Raw genomic sequence first — 17,037 nt, 5'->3', positions numbered from 1 at the left:
CGGGGGTAATCATTGTGGAAGCATTAAAACGAAAAATAGAAGAAGACGGAATCGTTCTTTCTGACCAAGTGCTGAAAGTTGATTCTTTTTTAAATCATCAAATTGATCCGGTTCTCATGCAGCAGATTGGTCAAGAATTTGCGCGCCGTTTCGAAAAAGACGGTATCACAAAAATCGTCACGATTGAATCTTCGGGCATTGCCCCTGCGGTGATGGCCGGTCTTGAGCTCGGTGTTCCCGTCATCTTTGCGAGAAAAAGGAAGTCTCTCACGTTAACGGATGATCTGCTGACGGCGTCCGTCTATTCTTTTACGAAAAAAACAGAAAGTCAGATTGCCGTCTCCGGCAGTCACTTATCTAAAGAAGACCGCGTGTTAATCATTGACGACTTTTTAGCGAACGGACAGGCGGCAGAAGGGCTTTTGTCCATCGTGAAACAAGCTGGTGCAGCAGTTAGCGGAATCGGCATCGTTATCGAAAAATCATTTCAGCCGGGAAGAGATGAGCTCGTGAAAAAAGGATGCCGGGTCGAATCACTGGCGAGAATTCAATCGCTTGAGGACGGAAAAGTGACATTTGTACAGGAGGTCCGTTCATGAAAAACGGCTATGCCAAAACACTTTCCCTCGGTATTCAGCATGTGCTTGCCATGTATGCCGGCGCTGTTGTCGTTCCCTTAATTGTAGGAGCGGCACTGGGGCTGAACGCAAAACAGCTGACTTATCTCGTTTCAATTGACATTTTTATGTGCGGGGCGGCTACGCTGCTTCAAGTGTGGAGAAACAAATTTTTCGGCATCGGCTTGCCCGTTGTGCTCGGCTGTACGTTCACAGCGGTGGCGCCGATTATTTCCATCGGTAAGGAATACGGGATTTCAGCTATTTACGGAAGCATTTTGGCATCAGGTCTGCTAGTCATTCTGCTGTCTTTTTTCTTCGGCAAGCTCGTCGCCTTTTTTCCGCCTGTCGTAACCGGATCTGTTGTAACGATTATCGGAATGACCTTGATGCCGGTTGCGATGAATCACATTGCCGGCGGGGAAGGGAGCAAGGATTTCGGTGATCCGGCTAACCTTGCTCTCGGATTTACGGTGCTTGTCATCATTGTGCTGCTTTACCGGTTTACAAAAGGGTTCTTGAAATCCATTTCGATTTTAATCGGTATTGTCATCGGGACGGCTATCGCTTATTTTATGGGAAAAGTGCAATTTGACAATGTGGCGAACGCTGACGCCATTCAGATGATTAAACCGTTTTACTTCGGGACGCCTACATTTCATGCGGCACCGATTATTACGATGTCCATCGTTGCCATTGTCAGTCTTGTTGAATCAACCGGCGTCTATTTCGCTCTCGGTGATCTGACAAACCGGCGCCTGTCTGAACGCGATTTAGCAAAAGGCTACCGCGCGGAGGGGCTGGCGGTATTCATTAGCGGCATTTTCAACGCGTTTCCGTACACGGCCTATTCCCAAAACGTGGGGCTCGTACAGCTGACGGGAATTAAGAAAAACGCGGTCATCGGAGTCACGGGCGTACTCTTAATGCTATTCGGCCTTTTTCCGAAAATCGCAGCCTTCACGACAATCATCCCATCTTCGGTGCTGGGCGGCGCGATGGTAGCTATGTTTGGCATGGTCATTTCTTACGGCATTAAAATGCTTAGCCACATTGACTTTAAAAAGCAGGAAAACCTTCTGATCGTCGCGTGTTCGGTCGGATTGGGACTCGGTGTAACCGTCGTTCCCGATATGTTTAAGCATCTGCCGTCTTACCTAAATCTACTGACCACAAACGGAATCGTCGCCGGCAGCTTTACCGCCGTGCTCTTGAATATTGTTTATAATATGATTCCTAAAACGAAAAAAACCCTTGATGTGACAAGGGTTCAAGAGGGTTAGTCACCCGTTTTTCTTAAAAAAATAACATTTTAATAATATTTCTTTATGAAATCCCGAGATCGAGGATGCTTCCGAAAGTTTGCTGAACTTTTTGTGAGGCATCCTCTTTCATTTTATTTGTAACGTGTCCTAAAGGACAAATGTTCAAGATACTCCAATATTATTTAGTCGTTAATCCAACCTTCAAATATTCCAGTCCATGTACCATCACTTTCCTGTCTAGCTTCTTTCAAGTATAGTGTCACTCCCATGAAAACTGTTTTGTTAGGAATGCTCCATCTAGATGGATATCCAGTAAGAGGAACTCTTTTTAAATATGCTTGTGGTGTTATTACTTTTTGTTCCTTTTCAACACTGACTGTGTTAGATGTTGCTGAAGCAGCGGTTGCAAATGCAGGTGCAGCTGAAACAAGCAGAGCAAGAGACAAGGCGGAACCAGTTAAGACTTTTTTCATTTTCATTTTAAACACTCCTTTTCTTTTTTGATACAACTGTATTATTACATATTATGTTAAAAGTGTCCATGATCATTTTTGTTAACTTTTTGTGAACATACTAATAATTTACTTAAATCGTGGTTCATGAAAGGGTGATAGAATAAGCACCATCATATAACTATCAAAAAAGATAGCTATAAAACCTGAAAAGAAATAAAAGGTTTAAAAGAATTCATTGTTGAAAAAGGACAATTAAAACTTTAAAAGAGTGAGGGAATTTTGGCTGAAGTGAAATGCACCTCTTCTAAAGGTGCAAACAATCGAGAAATTGAATGTTTCGTTCCACGATGACTATAGAGTTTTTTTGAAACTGCATCATAACGAGGCTAGAATATTTGCTGTGCTGATTTATGGCAGAAATGCACGCGGGGGCTTCATATACTTAATCTAGAAGAAATTGAAAAATGTTTTTTAAAAGACGGAGTATATTACAATTGCACATCTTTTGATGGCTGCTATTTGTTAATTGTCAAAACAAAAATTTCTGCTGATCGGAACTATCTATGGATTCTTAACTAAATTGAATATGAACGAATGCTCCTTAATTTTGAAATTTTTATAGATCGGAATATTTTATCTCAGGGCTCAAATGTTTTGGGAGTGGAATATCTATCCCGCTGAGAATTATTACAGAACTCACCAGTATGATGATTAATTTTTCAGCTATTGCTTCTGACCATCTTTAGGCATGAGCAGTACAAACCTTTTCTTTTTCTTCGGATAGGTACTGAGACGCTTCTCTAAAACCTAGTACAAACAGCAGGCTGCCGCTCAAGTGACTTCACCTTCAAAACTGTTGTATGATAAGTGCGGAAGAAGCTAAGAATACTGCTGTATTTCGGGAAATGAGGGTTTCCATGACATTTACGGAACGGGCGTTAGCCATTATCAAACAGATACCTGAAGGAAAAGTGATGACGTATGGGCAAATTGCCGGCCTTGCGGGAAGTCCGCGGGGAGCGAGGCAGGTTGTGAGGATACTTCACTCCATGAGTAAAAAGCATCGTCTTCCTTGGCACCGGGTCATCAATGCAAAGGGTGAAATCGGGTTAAAAGATGAAGAGCTGTTTTCAGTACAGAAGCTGTCTCTTGAGGCTGAGGGGGTAGAGGTCACGCCAGAAGGACGGATCAATCTCAATTTATACGCATATGATCCGGAAATGTAAAAAACCTGCCGTATATATCGGCAGGTTTTTCAGTTGTATGCCCCGAGCCGGTCAGAAAGGTTTTGCCGGATGTAAGGCCATTCCTCATGAAGGATGGAGTAGTAGGCGGTATCTCTGAGGCCGCCGTCGACATCCGGAATGTGCGCGCGGCGGATTCCTTCAAATTGGGCTCCGATCCGTAAAATCGCAGTCCGTGAGCGCTGGTTGCGAACATCGGTTTTCAGCGTCACTCTGACAGCTTGCCACACGTCAAACGCATGGGTCAGCATCAAAAGTTTACACTCCGTATTGACACCTGTCCGCTGCATGGAAGAGGCATACCACGTGCTGCCGATCTCACACACTTCCGGAGCTGCATCGGGCGGCCGCGTAAACACTCCCACATCCATAAACCTCGTGCTTCCGACGATTCGATCCGTTTTAAGGCTCCGTACTGCAAAAGGCAATGCAAGCCTTTTTCCATAATCGGAAAGCGCATGCTCAATATAACGCTTTGTTTCTTGGATTCCGTCAGGTACATGGCTGTAAGCGTAAGTTGTTCTATTTTCTGAAGCCGCTTCGCAGAGTGCCTGAGAGTGATCAAGCTTCATCGGCTCTAACTGAACGAGTGACCCTTTAAGTATGACGGGTGTCAGCATTCCTATCACAACCTTTTTTATGAATGGATCAAGTATAATCGAACGGTTTGTCATTCAAAAGGGCCAATTTGCAATGAAAATGGCAGGTCAGCGAAATCCTTCATTCAAACCTCGTGCATACATTCAGGAAAAAAGCGGAAACCTTTATGTGAAGAGGTGATGGGTATGGCATATGTGTTATCGGTCGGAACGAGTATTCCGGAGCATCACGTCTCGCAAGAAAAGGCGGCGGAATTTGCGAGAGGGATGTTTGCCAATTCATTTAAGGATATTGACCGGCTGTTAAAAGCCTTTCAAAACGGCGAAATTGAATCAAGACAGTTTGTACGGCCGATTGAATGGTATAAAACGGAACGGGGTTTTTCAGAAAAGAACCGGCTGTATACGGAAGAAACCGTTAAGCACAGCGTGGATGCGGCGGTTGATTGTTTAACAAACCCGGAATGTTTAACAAATCCCTTTCCATATGAAAAAGTAGATGCGATCTTTTTTATTTCCAGCACCGGGCTTTCGACACCCAGCATTGAAGCGAAGGTGATGAATCAGCTTCCTTTTTCTGCGAAAACAAAACGGATCCCGATCTGGGGCTTAGGATGCGCGGGCGGAGCGGCCGGGCTGTCCAGGGCGTATGAATACTGCCGTGCCTACCCTGAAGCATACGTGCTTGTTATCGCGGCTGAGCTTTGCAGCTTAACGTTTCAGCCGGAGGACAAGTCAAAAAGCAATTTAATCGGAACCTCCCTGTTTGCGGACGGAATTGCCGCCGTACTAATCGGAGGGGAGAAGGCGAGCCGGAAAGACGTCAAACAGCCGCTCGTTCCGAGGATATTCGCCACTCAATCGGTGATGATGCCGGATGCGGAAGATGTGATGGGCTGGGAATTCACCGACAGCGGATTTCAAGTCATTTTTTCCAGAGACATTCCCACTCTTGTTTCACATTGGCTGAAGGATAATGTTGATGAATTTTTATATGAACATGGAGTCCTGTCTCACGACATTAAAACCTTTCTTGCCCATCCCGGCGGGAAAAAGGTCATTGACGCCTATTTAACGAGCCTTTCAATGGACGCCGGGCAGCTGGCGGCATCTCAGAAGGTGCTGCAAAAACACGGGAACATGTCTTCAGCAACTATTTTTCATGTCATAAAAGAACAGTTGTTGCACGGACGGCAGAAAGAAAACGAAAAAGGGCTGATCGGCGCTCTCGGGCCGGGATTTTCGTCTGAGCTTTTGCTGTTCAGCTGGGAAAGGGGGGCATCTTAATGTTTTGGCTGTTTATCATACTCCTTGCTGCCCAGCGGATTGCGGAGATGATCGTGGCCCGGCGCAATGAGCGGAAAGTGAAAAAACAAGGCGCCGTCGAATACGGAGAAGGGCATTACCCCTTTCTCGTTCTGATGCACGTGCTCTTTTTTGTCTCTCTTATTGCCGAGGTGGCGGCGTTTCATAAAGCGCATTCTCCAAGGTGGGCCGCCATTATATGTATCATTTTATTTGTGCAGGGGATCAGGTATTGGGCGCTTTTATCGCTGGGGCGATATTGGAATACGAAAATCCTTGTCGTGCCGGATGCGGAGCTTGTCAAAAAGGGGCCGTACAGGTGGATGAAGCACCCGAACTATGCGGTTGTCATCTTAGAATTTATCTTGCTACCGCTGTTATACGGGGCGTATTGGACACTGTTTCTCTTTTCAATCCTTAATGCCTGCATGCTTACTGTGAGGATTCGCGCCGAAGAGAAGGCTTTAGAAGAAAACACCGCAAAATAGCGATTGAAAATCATTCTCACTCATGATAAGATGTAAATATGAAAATGATTCTCATTCAAGGTGGTGCCAAAAATGACAATGTTATTTTTATTTGCAGCCGTTTGTACATACAGCTTTTTAATTGGTTTTGTATTGAAAAAAGTTTCGAATAAATCGATGTCCTCTTAAGCATCTGCGGTTTTTCCTGCCGCGGGTGTTTTTTTCTTTAACAGCTGCCGATATCGGCGGCTTTTTTGCCGTTTCCTGAAGAAAAGTGAACCATTCTTGTGTAAAATGGGAGAGAGGTTTTTTTCAGAGCTTTCTAAAAACGAAAACGTCATTTGATGCGACAGACACAAAGGGGTAAAGACACATGACAGAAGCAGAACGCCATAACAGGGAGATTTTCAGCAGAACGGGTGCCTTATACGCACAATTTTTGGATCATCAGGATGAAAAACGGGCCGATCAGCTCGCGGCCATTATGAAAAAAGCGGCTGATGAAGAGGTTTATATCGCATTTACCGGGCATTATTCGGCGGGAAAGTCCTCTCTATTAAACACATTGCTCGGTGAAGACATACTGCCGACAAGCCCGATTCCCACAAGCGCCAACCTTGTTGTCATCCGGCACGGTGCAGATAAAGTCGTGCTTCATACGACTGACGGGGCTTATGCAGAAATCAAAGGAAGTTACGATAAAGAACAAGTGCAGCAATTCTGTAAAGACGGTGAGCAAATTGAGACGGTGGAAGTCTATGCAGGCTTTGAGGAGTCAGAGCCTCATGCGGCCTACATTGACACACCGGGGATTGATTCGACGGACGAGGCGCATTTTTTATCAGCCGCTTCGATTCTTCACCAGGCAGACGCTTTATTTTACGTCGTCCATTATAATCATGTTCATTCAGAAGAAAATATGCTGTTTCTCAGCTCCATTAAAGACCGTACTCCGAATCTGTTTCTGATCGTCAACCAAATTGACAGGCATGATGAAAACGAGACGAAGTTTGAAGAGTACCGGAGACAGGTGGAAGATATGCTCGAAGGCGCGGGAATACCGAAGGAATCGCTTTTCTTTACGTCTGTCACAGAGCCTGATCATCCTTTAAACGGCATTGAAAAGCTGAAAAAACATCTGCAGCAGCTGAAACAGCAGGCAAAAGCAAATTTATGGTCCTTAACGGAACGAAAGGTCGCCCGCTTAGTCAAAGAGCATACAGACATGCTCGTAAAAGATGATAATAGCGGCGGCCAAGAGCTGTTTGACAAACAAGAAGCACTCGTCCGTTCTGTCGAAGCTGAGCTTGAAAATACCATTCAACAGGCTGAAACAGCAGAGAAAGACATCAGAAACGACGTACAGAACATATTGCAAAACGCTAATCTGACACCATTTGAGATGAGGGAGCTTGCATCTGCTTATATCGAATCGCAGCAGCCCTCATTCAAAACCGGACTTTTCTTTTCAAAAGCGAAAACGGCAGCGGAAAAAGAGAGAAGGCAGGCTGAATTCTTTGCCGATATCAAAAAAAGAACGGAAGGGGAAGCGGATTGGCATATTATCGACACATTTACGAAAGCGGCCAAGCGGTATGAAGCGGAATCTGACGAACTGATCAAGAAAATACAGGCGTACCGCACACCGCTTTCTGGCGATATCACCGCTCAGGCCCTTAAGCAGGGAGCGGCATTTTCATCTGAATACGTATTAACCTATACGAAAGACCTCGCGGAAATGATCAGACGGGAAGCCAAAAGACAGACGGCGGAACTTATTGAGGAGCTGACCGCTTATATTCAGGCAAAAAACGGACCGCTCATAGAGAGCCTGAAAAAACGACTTGAGAAAGAGAGGAAGATAAGGGATGAGCTCGCGCTATCGGCAACAGAAGAACGCAATGCCGAAGAAAAAGCCGCCCGCGTCCGCGCTTTGTGGGAAGGAGAATCGGCCTATGATACGGAAAGCAGCGACTGGTATTTGCGAAAAAAACGCCTTGCGAATGCGCCTGTCCAAAAAGAGAAACCAAAAGAGACTCTACATCATGAAGTAATCCAGCCTGAGAAAAATTCGATAAAGGAACTTCCCATAAAAGAGCAGGTCGATCGGTTCTATGAACTTGCCGGGATTCTTGACTCATCAAGCCTGTTAGGAAAACAGGCAGAAGCCTTTCGAAGCAGGGTTAAGCGGCTTGAAAACCGCCAATTTACTTTGGCGTTATTCGGCGGCTTCAGTTCCGGTAAATCGTCTTTTGCCAATGCGCTTGTCGGTGAATACGTGCTTCCTTCATCACCGACGCCGACAACGGCCACCATCAACAAAATAACCAAACCGCAAGGCGGCAAACCGCATAAATCTGCGGAGATCGTTTTTAAAACGGAAGAGGAGCTTGACGCTGAAATGCTTCAGCTGACAGAGCTGAAGGATGCTGACGTAAAGGGGCGTTCACTGAACGAGAGATGGAATTATGCCATTAAAAAGGGAAAAGTGCCGGAAGATCTTACGCCGGTGATTCAGACGATGCTTCAGGCGTTTCATACGTATGAAGAGCAGATCCGTCAAAGGCTGACATTGACGGTGCCGGTTGAAGATTTAAAACCGTACGCAGCTGAAGAAAAAACGGCCTGCTGTGTGAAAGAAGTCACCGTATATTATGACTGCCCTCTCACGCAAAAAGGCATCACCATCGTTGATACGCCGGGAGCAAGCAGTATCAACAAGCGCCACACGGAGCTTGCCTTTCAATATATAAAAGATGCTGACGCTTTCTTTTATATGACGTACTATCAGCATTCTTTTTCAAAAGGAGACAGGTCTTTTCTGAAGAAACTCGGCCTCGTCAAAGAATCATTCGGCATGGATAAAATGTTTTTTGTCATTAACGCCGCCGATCTGGCGAAAACGGAAAGCGAGCTGGAAACCGTCAAAGACTACGTTCGCTCTGAACTTTCTAAAGAAGGAATTAACCGGCCGACATTATTTCATGTGTCAAGTAAAGAAGAGCTTGCGGGGCAAAAAGAAGCTTTCTATAACAAGTTCTCTGATGTAAGAACCGGACTTGCGCACTTTATTGAAGAAGATGTAATGAGGGCCAGCTGCGCCCAGCTGCAAACAGAAGCTGACAAATTGTGCGATATGGTGGAACAGCTTCACGAATCTCTTCACCAGTCGGCAGAAGAAAAAGAAAAAAAGAAACAGCGTCTGGAGTCTTCTTATGAAAAAGCTCTTGCCGCTATTTCAAAGCGCCGTACGTCTGAGGTCATCATTCGAAAAGTGATGAAAGATACGGAAGAACAGCTTTATCACATTAAACACCGCCTGTCGTTTTATGCGAATGATATGCTGAAAACCGCTTTCCATCCGGGCCTTCAAAACGGTGATTGGAAACAGAATATATCAGCGGCGCTCAAGGAAGCGCTCAAGGAATTCCGTTTTGAATACATTCAAGAGCTGAAGACACTCGATATCCGGATGACCGGCTTTATTGAACGCCATATGACTGCGGAATGGATGGAAAACTGCCGGAAGCAGCTTATGGAAGACGGGGATTTCTCCATTTATGTCAGCGCTGAAAACGAATTTGCCGTTCAGCTGAAAGAGGTCGCTCCGGTAATTGACGCCTCGGCATTCACTCATCACGTAAAAGAAGTTAAATCGCCGAAGCAATTTTTTGAACAGAACGGAAAAGCGGCATTTGTGGAAGGACTCAGGCTCAGCCTGCAAAAAGTGACAGAAAAATGGCTTGAGCAGGAGAAAGAAAGCCTTTCAGCACGCTATACTGAGCAGGTGCGCCGTCTGCAAGAAGATATGGCGGATAAAAGCCTGTCGCAGATCCGCGAGCAGCGGGACACTTATTTACAGGGGCTTGCGGAGAACACCAATGCTGGGGAAATTGAGTACCTTTATGAGGCCGAAAAAGCATGGAAAAAGAAAGATGAAATGCTGAAAATTTAAAAATCAGGTTGGCGGGTATATAACAGTCGTGGTAGACTAAAATGAAAAAAGCGAGATGAAACCTTTTATGTCAGAAGTCCATAAAGCAATTTCAGCACACTCCGCAAAACAGCATCATCACGTCAAGTCATTTGTAGAGCTTGAATATCAGCGTGAACAAGCCATTGAAGCAGCCGTTCTCAAATGCAGACAAAATGAACCGTTCACGACGGACGCCATTAATGAAATTACCGCAAAAATGAACCAGCTGGCCAAAAAAGGCATTGTGCCGGCAAGACGTTTTGTGACTGAAGAGATGGTAAAAGAATTCGTCAGCAGACAGTAATGGATGAACATGCCGCGTGTGGCATCAGCGCATACTGCGCATACTATCCGTATCTTCTCTAAGGGGGGATACGACAATGGGCAGAACAAAACTGGGAAACAGAAATGCTCAGCAGAATAACAATGCCAAAAAGAAAAACGGCTTCGGACAAAAATTTGATTCCTATGCCGGCCGTGAAGCTGAAAAGCTGATGGCAAGCAATAAAAGACACGGTGATTGACGAAGCGGCAGCATCTTCCAAAAGGGAGGATGCTGTTTTTTTACGGCCTTCTTTGGTAAAATAGGAACATTGAATAAAGAAGGAGTTTCGATATATGAATAACAAATTACTGCTCGTTGACGGCATGGCGCTTTTATTCCGATCATTTTTCGCGACGGCCGTTCATCGCAATTTTATGATAAATGAAAACGGAATTCCGACAAACGGCGTCAATGGCTTTTTAAAGCATCTCATTACGGCGGTTGAAACGTTTCAGCCCACACATGTCGTCTGCTGCTGGGATATGGGAAGCAAAACGTACCGTAATGATTTGTTTCAGGATTATAAGGCCAATCGAAGCGAACCGCCGCTTGAGCTGATTCCGCAATTTGATTTAGCAAAGGAAGCGGCAGCTGAACTCGGTATTTTAAATATCGGCATAAAAGGCTATGAAGCGGATGACTGTATCGGCACGCTCTCTGCCTTATTTTCCGGTGAAGCGGAAATTACAATCGTAACGGGTGATAAAGACCTGCTTCAATTGCTGAATAAACAAGTTCAAGTAGCGCTGCTGCAAAAGGGCATCGGCAACTATAAAGTATATACAGAGGAAATTTTCAGAGAAGAAACAGGGGTTCCGCCAAAAGCACTGATTGACATAAAGGCGCTGATGGGAGACACAAGCGACAACTACCCCGGTGTTAAAGGCATCGGAGAAAAAACGGCGTACAAGCTGATCCGTGAGTATGAAAACATTGACCGTTTATTAGAAAGTCTTTCTTTACTACCGAAGGGCCAGCAAACAAAAATTCAGCAAAGCTTAAAAGAATTGGAGCTGTCAAGGCAGCTTGCTGAAATACATTGCGAAGTGCCGTTAGTCTGTACGTTTGAAGAAGCGCTTTTTTCATTGAAGATGGAAGAGGCAGCTCTCATGCTCAGACGCCACCAGATAAAAGGAATTGAAAGAATGCTCGAAAAGCTGAACGCCAGAGAGATCAGCTGATCCCTCTAGCGTTTTGTATTGCTTTTTTTTGCGTTGTTTTCAAGGGCTGATTTCGGGTCTTTGTGCGCATTTCCCTCCATATTTCCCTGAGGATTCACGCCTCCGGTCAGCCGGCCTTTATTTTCTTTTCTCATAGCTGTTCACCTCATTTGTAGGATGAACAGTAAGACACAATTTCATTCCGGTTATTTATTCAGCCGAATCGCTTTTTTTGCAAGCTGATCGGCTGTTTGATTTTGTCTGCCCGGAATCCACTTAATAAAAAACAATGGAAATCCGGCCTTTAATCGGATGATTTCGTCAACAAACGGCTGGAAAGTCTTGTTTTTCACCGCTTCCAGATCTGCGGCCCGCTCCACGATATCCGAATCCGTCCGGAATGACACCGACTCATATCCGCGGGCGGCACACAGCTTCATTCCTTCAATTAAGGCGAGAAATTCAGCTTCCTGGTTTGAATGGTCGCCGATCGGAATTGAGAAAGATTCTGTTTTCCCGTCATGCTTAATGAAAATACCGATACCGGACGGGCCCGGGTTTCCGGCGCTCGCACCGTCTACATAAATTTCAGCGGGCATCATCCGTCACTCTCCGTTCGGTGTCATTCGTTTTGCCGCATATGCATAAGGGACAGAAATGAGTGATACCGCAAATTTAATCAGATAAGTTGAAATAAAAATGCTGAACCACACTCCCGCGGAATAAACGCCGATAAAGGCGACGGCAGTGAAGATAAATGTATCCAGCAGCTGGCTGAGCGCCGTGCTTCCGCTGTTTCTGAGCCAGAGAAGCCTGTCTGAAGGAAAGATTCGCCGAATGGCGGAATATACATAAACATCTATCGTTTGGCTGAAAATAAAAGCCAAGAGGCTCCCGAGCGCAACACGAGGCAGAAAACCGAAAATCGTCTCAAGGGCAGGCTGCGCGATATCTGAAGCAGCCGGTTTATATAAAAGAGCTCCCTGCATGGCGCATGTCAAAGCCAGCAAAGTGGAAAAGCCGAGCCAGACGGCCTTGCGCGCTTCCCGGGGACCGTATTTTTCATTCAGCACATCCGTTGCGAAGAAAACGGTGCCGTACATGATATTTCCCAATGTCGCCGTAAGCCCGAACAGCTCAACTGTTTTGACAACCTGCAAGTTGGCGCACACCGTGGCGAAACCGATCCATACAAATAGGCCCGTTTTGCCAAATCCTTTATAAAACAAAAGAACAATGATAAAATGAATGATCGCAAATAAAATCCATAATACATCATTAAACAAAACCTGCTGACTTCCTTTCAATTTGAGAATGGTTTGATTATAGCATACGCCCGTCAACTAATGAATGGTAAGGTGATTTCAATGAATCTTAAGCCGTATATCGAAATAGAAGCAAAAGGAACAGGCCCTGTCTCGTTTTTTTCAGAAGATTGGCTGACCGTTCCGAAAGCGCGCATGCTTGCAAGAGAAGTCAGCCGCTTTCCTTATATAAAAGACATTTATTTTGAGGATGAAAAAGGCGCAAGCTGGACGCTTAAAGAGCTGGAAAAGCTTACTGAAGAGCTTGCGCAAGAACCTGACGACATTACGGTGTATTTCGACGGCGGCTTTGACAAAAAAAGCGGCCTCGCCGGACTCGGAATTGTCGTGTATTACTCTCTCGGAGGCAAGCGCCACCGCGTGCGGAAAAACAAAAGCCTAACGCTTCAAACGAACAATGAGGCGGAATATGCCGCTTTGTACGAAGCGCTTAAGGAAGTGCAGGATCTTGGCGCAAGCAGAAATTCAATCACGATAAAAGGGGATTCCCTCGTCGTTTTGCATCAGCTTGACGGCAGCTGGCCGTGCTATGACGAAACGCAAAATGAATGGCTCGATAAAATTGAAGCGCTTCTCAAATCCTTAAAGCTGACACCGGCATATGAAGCCGTAAACCGAAAGGAAAATCAAGAAGCGGATGACCTTGCCAAAAAAATTCTTTCAGGCCGGCAGATTGAAAGCCGCATAACATTAGATGGTAACGGAGATGACTGATATTGGATAAAAAAAGCATTTATAAAGAATTGACAGAGCTTCAGGATGAATATTGCAAAGACTGCTTCGTGAAAAAGCATTTCCGTAAGGAGTTCGGAAAAGCGTACGCACATTCTTTCTGCATCAATCAATGCACAGTGGGGGAGAAGCTGAAAGCCTACGGCAAGGTGCTGACAAATCAATAAAAAATAAAACCGCAGCTTCTGCGGTTTTATTTTTTGAATTCATCGAGCTGATGCTGGCAATCGTCCAGAAGCATTCGCTGCTGCTGCAGGAAATCTTGGTCGAGAGCTTGCAGCTCACTCGATTGTGACATCGTTCTCGCATCCTGAATCGCCTGGTAAGCAGATTCAAGCAGTGTGGAATTTTGTCCCCGAGTAGCCGCTGCTGTTGTTTTCTGGGCCGTTTCCACCGCTAATTCAAGCTGGCGTTTATCCGTCAGTCCGTTCGGAAAAAATTCAGAATCCATTAAAAAACACCTCCGTGAATAGTTTGGAGATTTTTTTTAGAAATATGTACGAAAAATAGAAAAAAATACAGAAAATAAGCCGATATAACTATTGAACCTGATTAATTAGGTCTTATTTACTATTATTCAGGGTATCTTGGGAGAGAAGGGAAAAACCAGCCGTGAATGATAATGATTTAAAAAAAATCCTTCAGCAGACATTTAAAGAAATATACGGTGATTTGGGAAGTTTAGCGGAAATGGCGAAAAAAGGAATGCCGTCAATGGAGAAACAAATTGAAGAAATCGAGCAGCGGTGCAAGCAGAATCTTGTAGCGATCGAGATTCAGACGGCAATCAAATAGGAGAGGCATACGCCTCTCCTCTATTTGTCATCTGATCAACATGTATTGAGTTTAGAGTTTTACAACATTAGAAGCTTGAGGTCCACGATTACCTTCGACAATTTCAAAAGAAACTTCTTGTCCTTCTTCTAATGATTTGTATCCTTCTCCTTCGATAGCAGTGAAGTGAACAAATACATCGTCTCCGCCTTCAACTTCGATGAAGCCGAATCCTTTTTCGTTATTGAACCATTTTACTTTACCGTTTTGCATATTGCTTAATTCCTCCTAGTACTGTAGCACCTTCGTGCTAAAAAAAATTTTGTCATCATCCAACCGTACGTATGTAAACGTTGTTAAATGATGGTTCAACTATACACCAAATGGGAGCGGGCGTCAAGCGGCTGCTCCCTATTTTTTATCTTTATTTTTCCAGCAGCAAACCTTATACGGAAAAAATAAAAAGCACACGAGCGTTCGTGTGCTTTTCTTTATGATAATGCCATATCTGCTTTCCCGGCCATCAGTTCAGATTCTTTTATAATGTCCTGCAAAATGACTTCAGAAGAGTTGGGAAGATGAAGGCTTTTAATATTGTCCTTCATCCGGTTCAGCTTTTCTTCATCGGCAAGAAGGGAGGTGACAGACTCTAAAATTTCTTCGTGGCGGTTGACCACGACAGCCGCACCGCGGTCTTCAAAGAAAATGGCGTTTTCCTTTTCCTGTCCGGGCACCGGTTTGTACAGAATGACCGGTACGCCGATCGCTGTCGCTTCCGTCAGTGTGATACCGCCTGGTTTTGTAATCATGCAGTCCGTAATCCGGAACAGCTCGTCAATTCTTTCTACATAGCCGAGCACTTTCAGCCGGTCGGTATTGTCACCTTCCAGGCTGCTGAGTGAATCTTTCAGCGAGCTGTTTTTGCCGCATACCACCACAACCTGCACCTGATCGTCATGAATGAGGTTTTCGCACAGTTCTTTTACGTTTTTCAGCACACCATGCGCTCCCGCCATAATAAGAAGAACTTTTTTGTCGGGAGAGAGATTGTATTTTTTATAAATCGGCTCTTTTGGCATTGTTTCCTCGAATTGAGGCCTGATGGGAATGCCTGTGATCTTTACGTTGTTCGGATGAGTGCCGATTTCAATCAGTTTTTCCTTCACGTAATCGGTGGCGACATAATATTTATCAACATTTTCATGAACCCAGATTTTGTGAAGGCAGAAATCGGTCATAACGTTGAACGTCGGGATCACTTTTCCGGTTCTCCGTCTGTATTCCGGTACGACAATCATCGGAAATGTATTGATAATAATGTCCGGCTTATGCTCTTCGACGAGCTGGCCTAAACGTTTATTTCCCATTTTAAAATAAATATTGAATTTGCGTTTATTATAGATTTTGTCAACTCCGTAATAAAACAAACGATAAAACTGTTTCCCGATTGAGAAGCTTTTTAAATAAAGGTATTGAGTAACCTCTGAAACAATCGGATTTGACTCTTGATACAAATTGGAAACCGTCACATTCAAGCCGAGACGGAGACATTGTTCGTAGAGCGTTTTGGCCACTTGAACATGCCCGTTTCCGTAATTTGCAGTCAAAATTAATACTTTTTTATTGGTATTCAAGTAAATTCACCTCAATGTAATCAACAACAAGCAAGCTTCATGCATCGTAAGGAGTTATTGTCTATAGATAAACATAACACAAGTACATCATTTTATAATAAGCGCGGCAACATATTTAAACTAAATTTAATTGATATGTTCCAGTATTTTAAAGTTTTGTTATACCCATACTGAATCAAGAGTATTTTATCATATTTTTGTCACCGTATCACTCAAAACAAAAATTAATCCCATTCATACGGGGTTTCCTGATATACATAATAATTCAGCCAATTCATAAACAATAACGTCGCATGAGCTTTCCAGCGGTTTACAGGTTCTTTCCCGCCGGGTGCAAAATAGTGCTTAGGAGCTTCTACGTTTGAAAGATTTCTTTCTATATCCCTCTCATACTCCTGAAGAAGCGTATCGGTATCATATTCCGGGTGTCCCGTTAAGAAAATCTGCTTTTCGTCTTTTGATACGATTAAACAGACCCCGGCTTCCTCAGAAACGCTCAGCACATCCAGATCCGAAGCCGCTTGCAGCTGCTCCGTATTAATATCTGTATGCCGTGAGTGGGGCACATAGTATAGCTCGTCAAATCCTCTTACTAATCTCTCATGTTTTTTAAGAACGGTATGCTCAAACACTCCGAATATTTTTTTCGGCATCTCCACTTTCTCAATTCCGTAATGGTAGTACAAACCGGCTTGAGCGCCCCAGCAGATATGGAGCGTTGAAGTGACGTTCGTTTTGCTCCATTCCATAATTTCCTTCAATTCTTCCCAGTAAGAAACATCTTCAAACGGCAGGTGCTCAATCGGAGCCCCGGTAATAATCATTCCGTCAAACCGTTTGTGGCGGATGCTGGAAAATTCCGTATAAAATTCATCCAAATGCTGCCTTGCTGTATTTTTTGGAGTGTGTGTGCTCGGAATTAAGAATGTAAAGTGAACTTGTAAAGGCGAGTTCCCCAGCAGCCTGAGCAGCTGGGTTTCCGTTTGGATTTTTTTCGGCATCAGATTTAAAATGACGATCTTCTGCGGCCGGATATCCTGATGAAAAGCCCGGCTTTCATCCATTACAAAGATGTGTTCACTTTCAAGCACCTGCTTAGCCGGCAGATGATTTGGTATATTGATAGGCAACATGCCACCTCCGTTATTCCCCGTTAATT

22 protein-coding genes and 1 pseudogene are annotated in these 17,037 nt (G+C 44.5%); 13 read left to right on the top strand and 10 right to left on the bottom strand.

From position 1 onward, the window contains the following. Positions 1 to 14 precede the first annotated feature (14 nt). A complete protein-coding gene (xpt, locus tag ACW5MY_RS10220) occupies positions 15 to 599 on the top strand; it encodes a xanthine phosphoribosyltransferase (protein ID WP_013352628.1) in 585 nt (194 codons plus the stop codon). Further along, a complete protein-coding gene (pbuX, locus tag ACW5MY_RS10215; RefSeq protein ID WP_118977654.1) occupies positions 596 to 1,900 on the top strand; it encodes a xanthine permease PbuX in 1,305 nt (434 codons plus the stop codon). The genes xpt and pbuX overlap by 4 nt, the downstream gene beginning before the upstream one ends. A 164-nt stretch (positions 1,901 to 2,064) precedes the next feature. On the opposite strand, the gene ACW5MY_RS10210 is transcribed toward pbuX, so the two are convergent. Next, positions 2,065 to 2,361: a hypothetical protein gene (locus tag ACW5MY_RS10210; RefSeq protein WP_013352626.1), complete on the bottom strand. Its 297-nt coding sequence runs from the start codon at positions 2,359 to 2,361 to the stop codon at positions 2,065 to 2,067. Between the two features lie 893 nt (positions 2,362 to 3,254). Between ACW5MY_RS10210 and ACW5MY_RS10205 the strand changes: the two genes are divergently transcribed. Then, a complete protein-coding gene (locus tag ACW5MY_RS10205) occupies positions 3,255 to 3,563 on the top strand; it encodes an MGMT family protein (RefSeq protein ID WP_013352625.1) in 309 nt (102 codons plus the stop codon). Between the two features lie 29 nt (positions 3,564 to 3,592). Here the strand turns inward: ACW5MY_RS10205 and ACW5MY_RS10200 are convergent, their stop codons facing one another. Further along, positions 3,593 to 4,201: a GNAT family N-acetyltransferase gene (locus ACW5MY_RS10200; RefSeq protein ID WP_289393684.1), complete on the bottom strand. Its 609-nt coding sequence runs from the start codon at positions 4,199 to 4,201 to the stop codon at positions 3,593 to 3,595. A gap of 165 nt (positions 4,202 to 4,366) precedes the next feature. On the opposite strand from ACW5MY_RS10200, the gene ACW5MY_RS10195 reads away from it, so the two are divergent. The 7 genes from ACW5MY_RS10195 (at position 4,367) to ACW5MY_RS10165 (ending at position 11,434) form a co-directional block, all read left to right on the top strand. Continuing rightward, a complete protein-coding gene (locus ACW5MY_RS10195; protein ID WP_013352623.1) occupies positions 4,367 to 5,467 on the top strand; it encodes a type III polyketide synthase in 1,101 nt (366 codons plus the stop codon). Further along, complete coding sequence (locus ACW5MY_RS10190) at positions 5,467 to 5,973, top strand: isoprenylcysteine carboxyl methyltransferase family protein (protein ID WP_013352622.1); 507 nt, start codon at positions 5,467 to 5,469, stop codon at positions 5,971 to 5,973. Before ACW5MY_RS10195 ends, ACW5MY_RS10190 begins: the two co-directional genes overlap by 1 nt. A gap of 72 nt (positions 5,974 to 6,045) precedes the next feature. Beyond that, entirely contained in the window at positions 6,046 to 6,141 is a 96-nt protein-coding gene (gene fbpC / locus ACW5MY_RS10185) for a Fur-regulated basic protein FbpC (protein WP_118977655.1), read from the top strand. A 184-nt stretch (positions 6,142 to 6,325) separates the two neighbouring features. Beyond that, the gene (dynA, locus tag ACW5MY_RS10180; RefSeq protein WP_013352621.1) at positions 6,326 to 9,907 is read left to right on the top strand and encodes a dynamin GTPase; all 3,582 of its coding nucleotides are present in this window, start codon (positions 6,326 to 6,328) and stop codon (positions 9,905 to 9,907) included. Between the two features lie 67 nt (positions 9,908 to 9,974). After that, a complete protein-coding gene (locus tag ACW5MY_RS10175; RefSeq protein WP_014470260.1) occupies positions 9,975 to 10,232 on the top strand; it encodes a YpbS family protein in 258 nt (85 codons plus the stop codon). Between the two features lie 76 nt (positions 10,233 to 10,308). Continuing rightward, positions 10,309 to 10,452: a hypothetical protein gene (locus ACW5MY_RS10170; RefSeq protein WP_013352619.1), complete on the top strand. Its 144-nt coding sequence runs from the start codon at positions 10,309 to 10,311 to the stop codon at positions 10,450 to 10,452. A 94-nt stretch (positions 10,453 to 10,546) separates the two neighbouring features. Continuing rightward, complete coding sequence (locus ACW5MY_RS10165; RefSeq protein ID WP_013352618.1) at positions 10,547 to 11,434, top strand: 5'-3' exonuclease; 888 nt, start codon at positions 10,547 to 10,549, stop codon at positions 11,432 to 11,434. 5 nt (positions 11,435 to 11,439) lie between these two features. Here the strand turns inward: ACW5MY_RS10165 and sspL are convergent, their stop codons facing one another. The 3 genes from sspL to ACW5MY_RS10150 are packed head-to-tail and all read right to left on the bottom strand — an operon-like array spanning position 11,440 to position 12,699. Then, positions 11,440 to 11,568, bottom strand: coding sequence for a small, acid-soluble spore protein L (gene sspL / locus ACW5MY_RS10160; RefSeq protein ID WP_003153575.1), 129 nt, complete (start codon positions 11,566 to 11,568; stop codon positions 11,440 to 11,442). 51 nt (positions 11,569 to 11,619) lie between these two features. Further along, positions 11,620 to 12,012, bottom strand: coding sequence for a reverse transcriptase-like protein (locus ACW5MY_RS10155; RefSeq protein ID WP_014470262.1), 393 nt, complete (start codon positions 12,010 to 12,012; stop codon positions 11,620 to 11,622). 6 nt (positions 12,013 to 12,018) lie between these two features. Beyond that, positions 12,019 to 12,699: a queuosine precursor transporter gene (locus tag ACW5MY_RS10150; protein WP_013352616.1), complete on the bottom strand. Its 681-nt coding sequence runs from the start codon at positions 12,697 to 12,699 to the stop codon at positions 12,019 to 12,021. A gap of 81 nt (positions 12,700 to 12,780) precedes the next feature. Between ACW5MY_RS10150 and ACW5MY_RS10145 the strand changes: the two genes are divergently transcribed. Beyond that, the gene (locus tag ACW5MY_RS10145) at positions 12,781 to 13,452 is read left to right on the top strand and encodes a ribonuclease H family protein (RefSeq protein WP_013352615.1); all 672 of its coding nucleotides are present in this window, start codon (positions 12,781 to 12,783) and stop codon (positions 13,450 to 13,452) included. Positions 13,453 to 13,454: 2 nt separating this feature from the next. Next, positions 13,455 to 13,637, top strand: a complete 183-nt coding sequence (locus ACW5MY_RS10140) for a zinc-finger domain-containing protein (RefSeq protein ID WP_013352614.1) — start codon at positions 13,455 to 13,457, stop codon at positions 13,635 to 13,637. A 26-nt stretch (positions 13,638 to 13,663) separates the two neighbouring features. Here the strand turns inward: ACW5MY_RS10140 and ACW5MY_RS10135 are convergent, their stop codons facing one another. Then, positions 13,664 to 13,921, bottom strand: coding sequence for a DUF2564 family protein (locus tag ACW5MY_RS10135; RefSeq protein WP_462061605.1), 258 nt, complete (start codon positions 13,919 to 13,921; stop codon positions 13,664 to 13,666). Between the two features lie 161 nt (positions 13,922 to 14,082). Between ACW5MY_RS10135 and ACW5MY_RS10130 the strand changes: the two genes are divergently transcribed. Then, positions 14,083 to 14,265, top strand: coding sequence for a hypothetical protein (locus ACW5MY_RS10130; protein WP_013352612.1), 183 nt, complete (start codon positions 14,083 to 14,085; stop codon positions 14,263 to 14,265). Between the two features lie 51 nt (positions 14,266 to 14,316). Here ACW5MY_RS10130 and cspD read toward each other — a convergent pair whose 3' ends face one another. From cspD to metA, 4 genes and pseudogenes are all read right to left on the bottom strand, one after another. Continuing rightward, positions 14,317 to 14,517 (bottom strand): cold-shock protein CspD, encoded by a 201-nt coding sequence (cspD, locus tag ACW5MY_RS10125; RefSeq protein ID WP_003153604.1) that lies wholly within the window; start codon positions 14,515 to 14,517, stop codon positions 14,317 to 14,319. A gap of 15 nt (positions 14,518 to 14,532) precedes the next feature. Then, positions 14,533 to 14,644: pseudogene (locus ACW5MY_RS10120) on the bottom strand (hypothetical protein); the annotation flags it as partial. Between the two features lie 91 nt (positions 14,645 to 14,735). Next, positions 14,736 to 15,878, bottom strand: coding sequence for a diglucosyl diacylglycerol synthase (locus ACW5MY_RS10115; protein WP_289393681.1), 1,143 nt, complete (start codon positions 15,876 to 15,878; stop codon positions 14,736 to 14,738). 224 nt (positions 15,879 to 16,102) lie between these two features. Beyond that, complete coding sequence (gene metA / locus ACW5MY_RS10110; RefSeq protein ID WP_013352610.1) at positions 16,103 to 17,008, bottom strand: homoserine O-acetyltransferase MetA; 906 nt, start codon at positions 17,006 to 17,008, stop codon at positions 16,103 to 16,105. Between the last annotated feature and the right edge of the window lie 29 nt (positions 17,009 to 17,037).

The sequence above is a fragment of the Bacillus sp. Bwzl_19 genome (assembly GCF_054900515.1).
The sequence above is the reverse complement of the archived record's forward strand: the minus strand, read 5'-3'. Positions and strand labels throughout refer to the sequence as shown.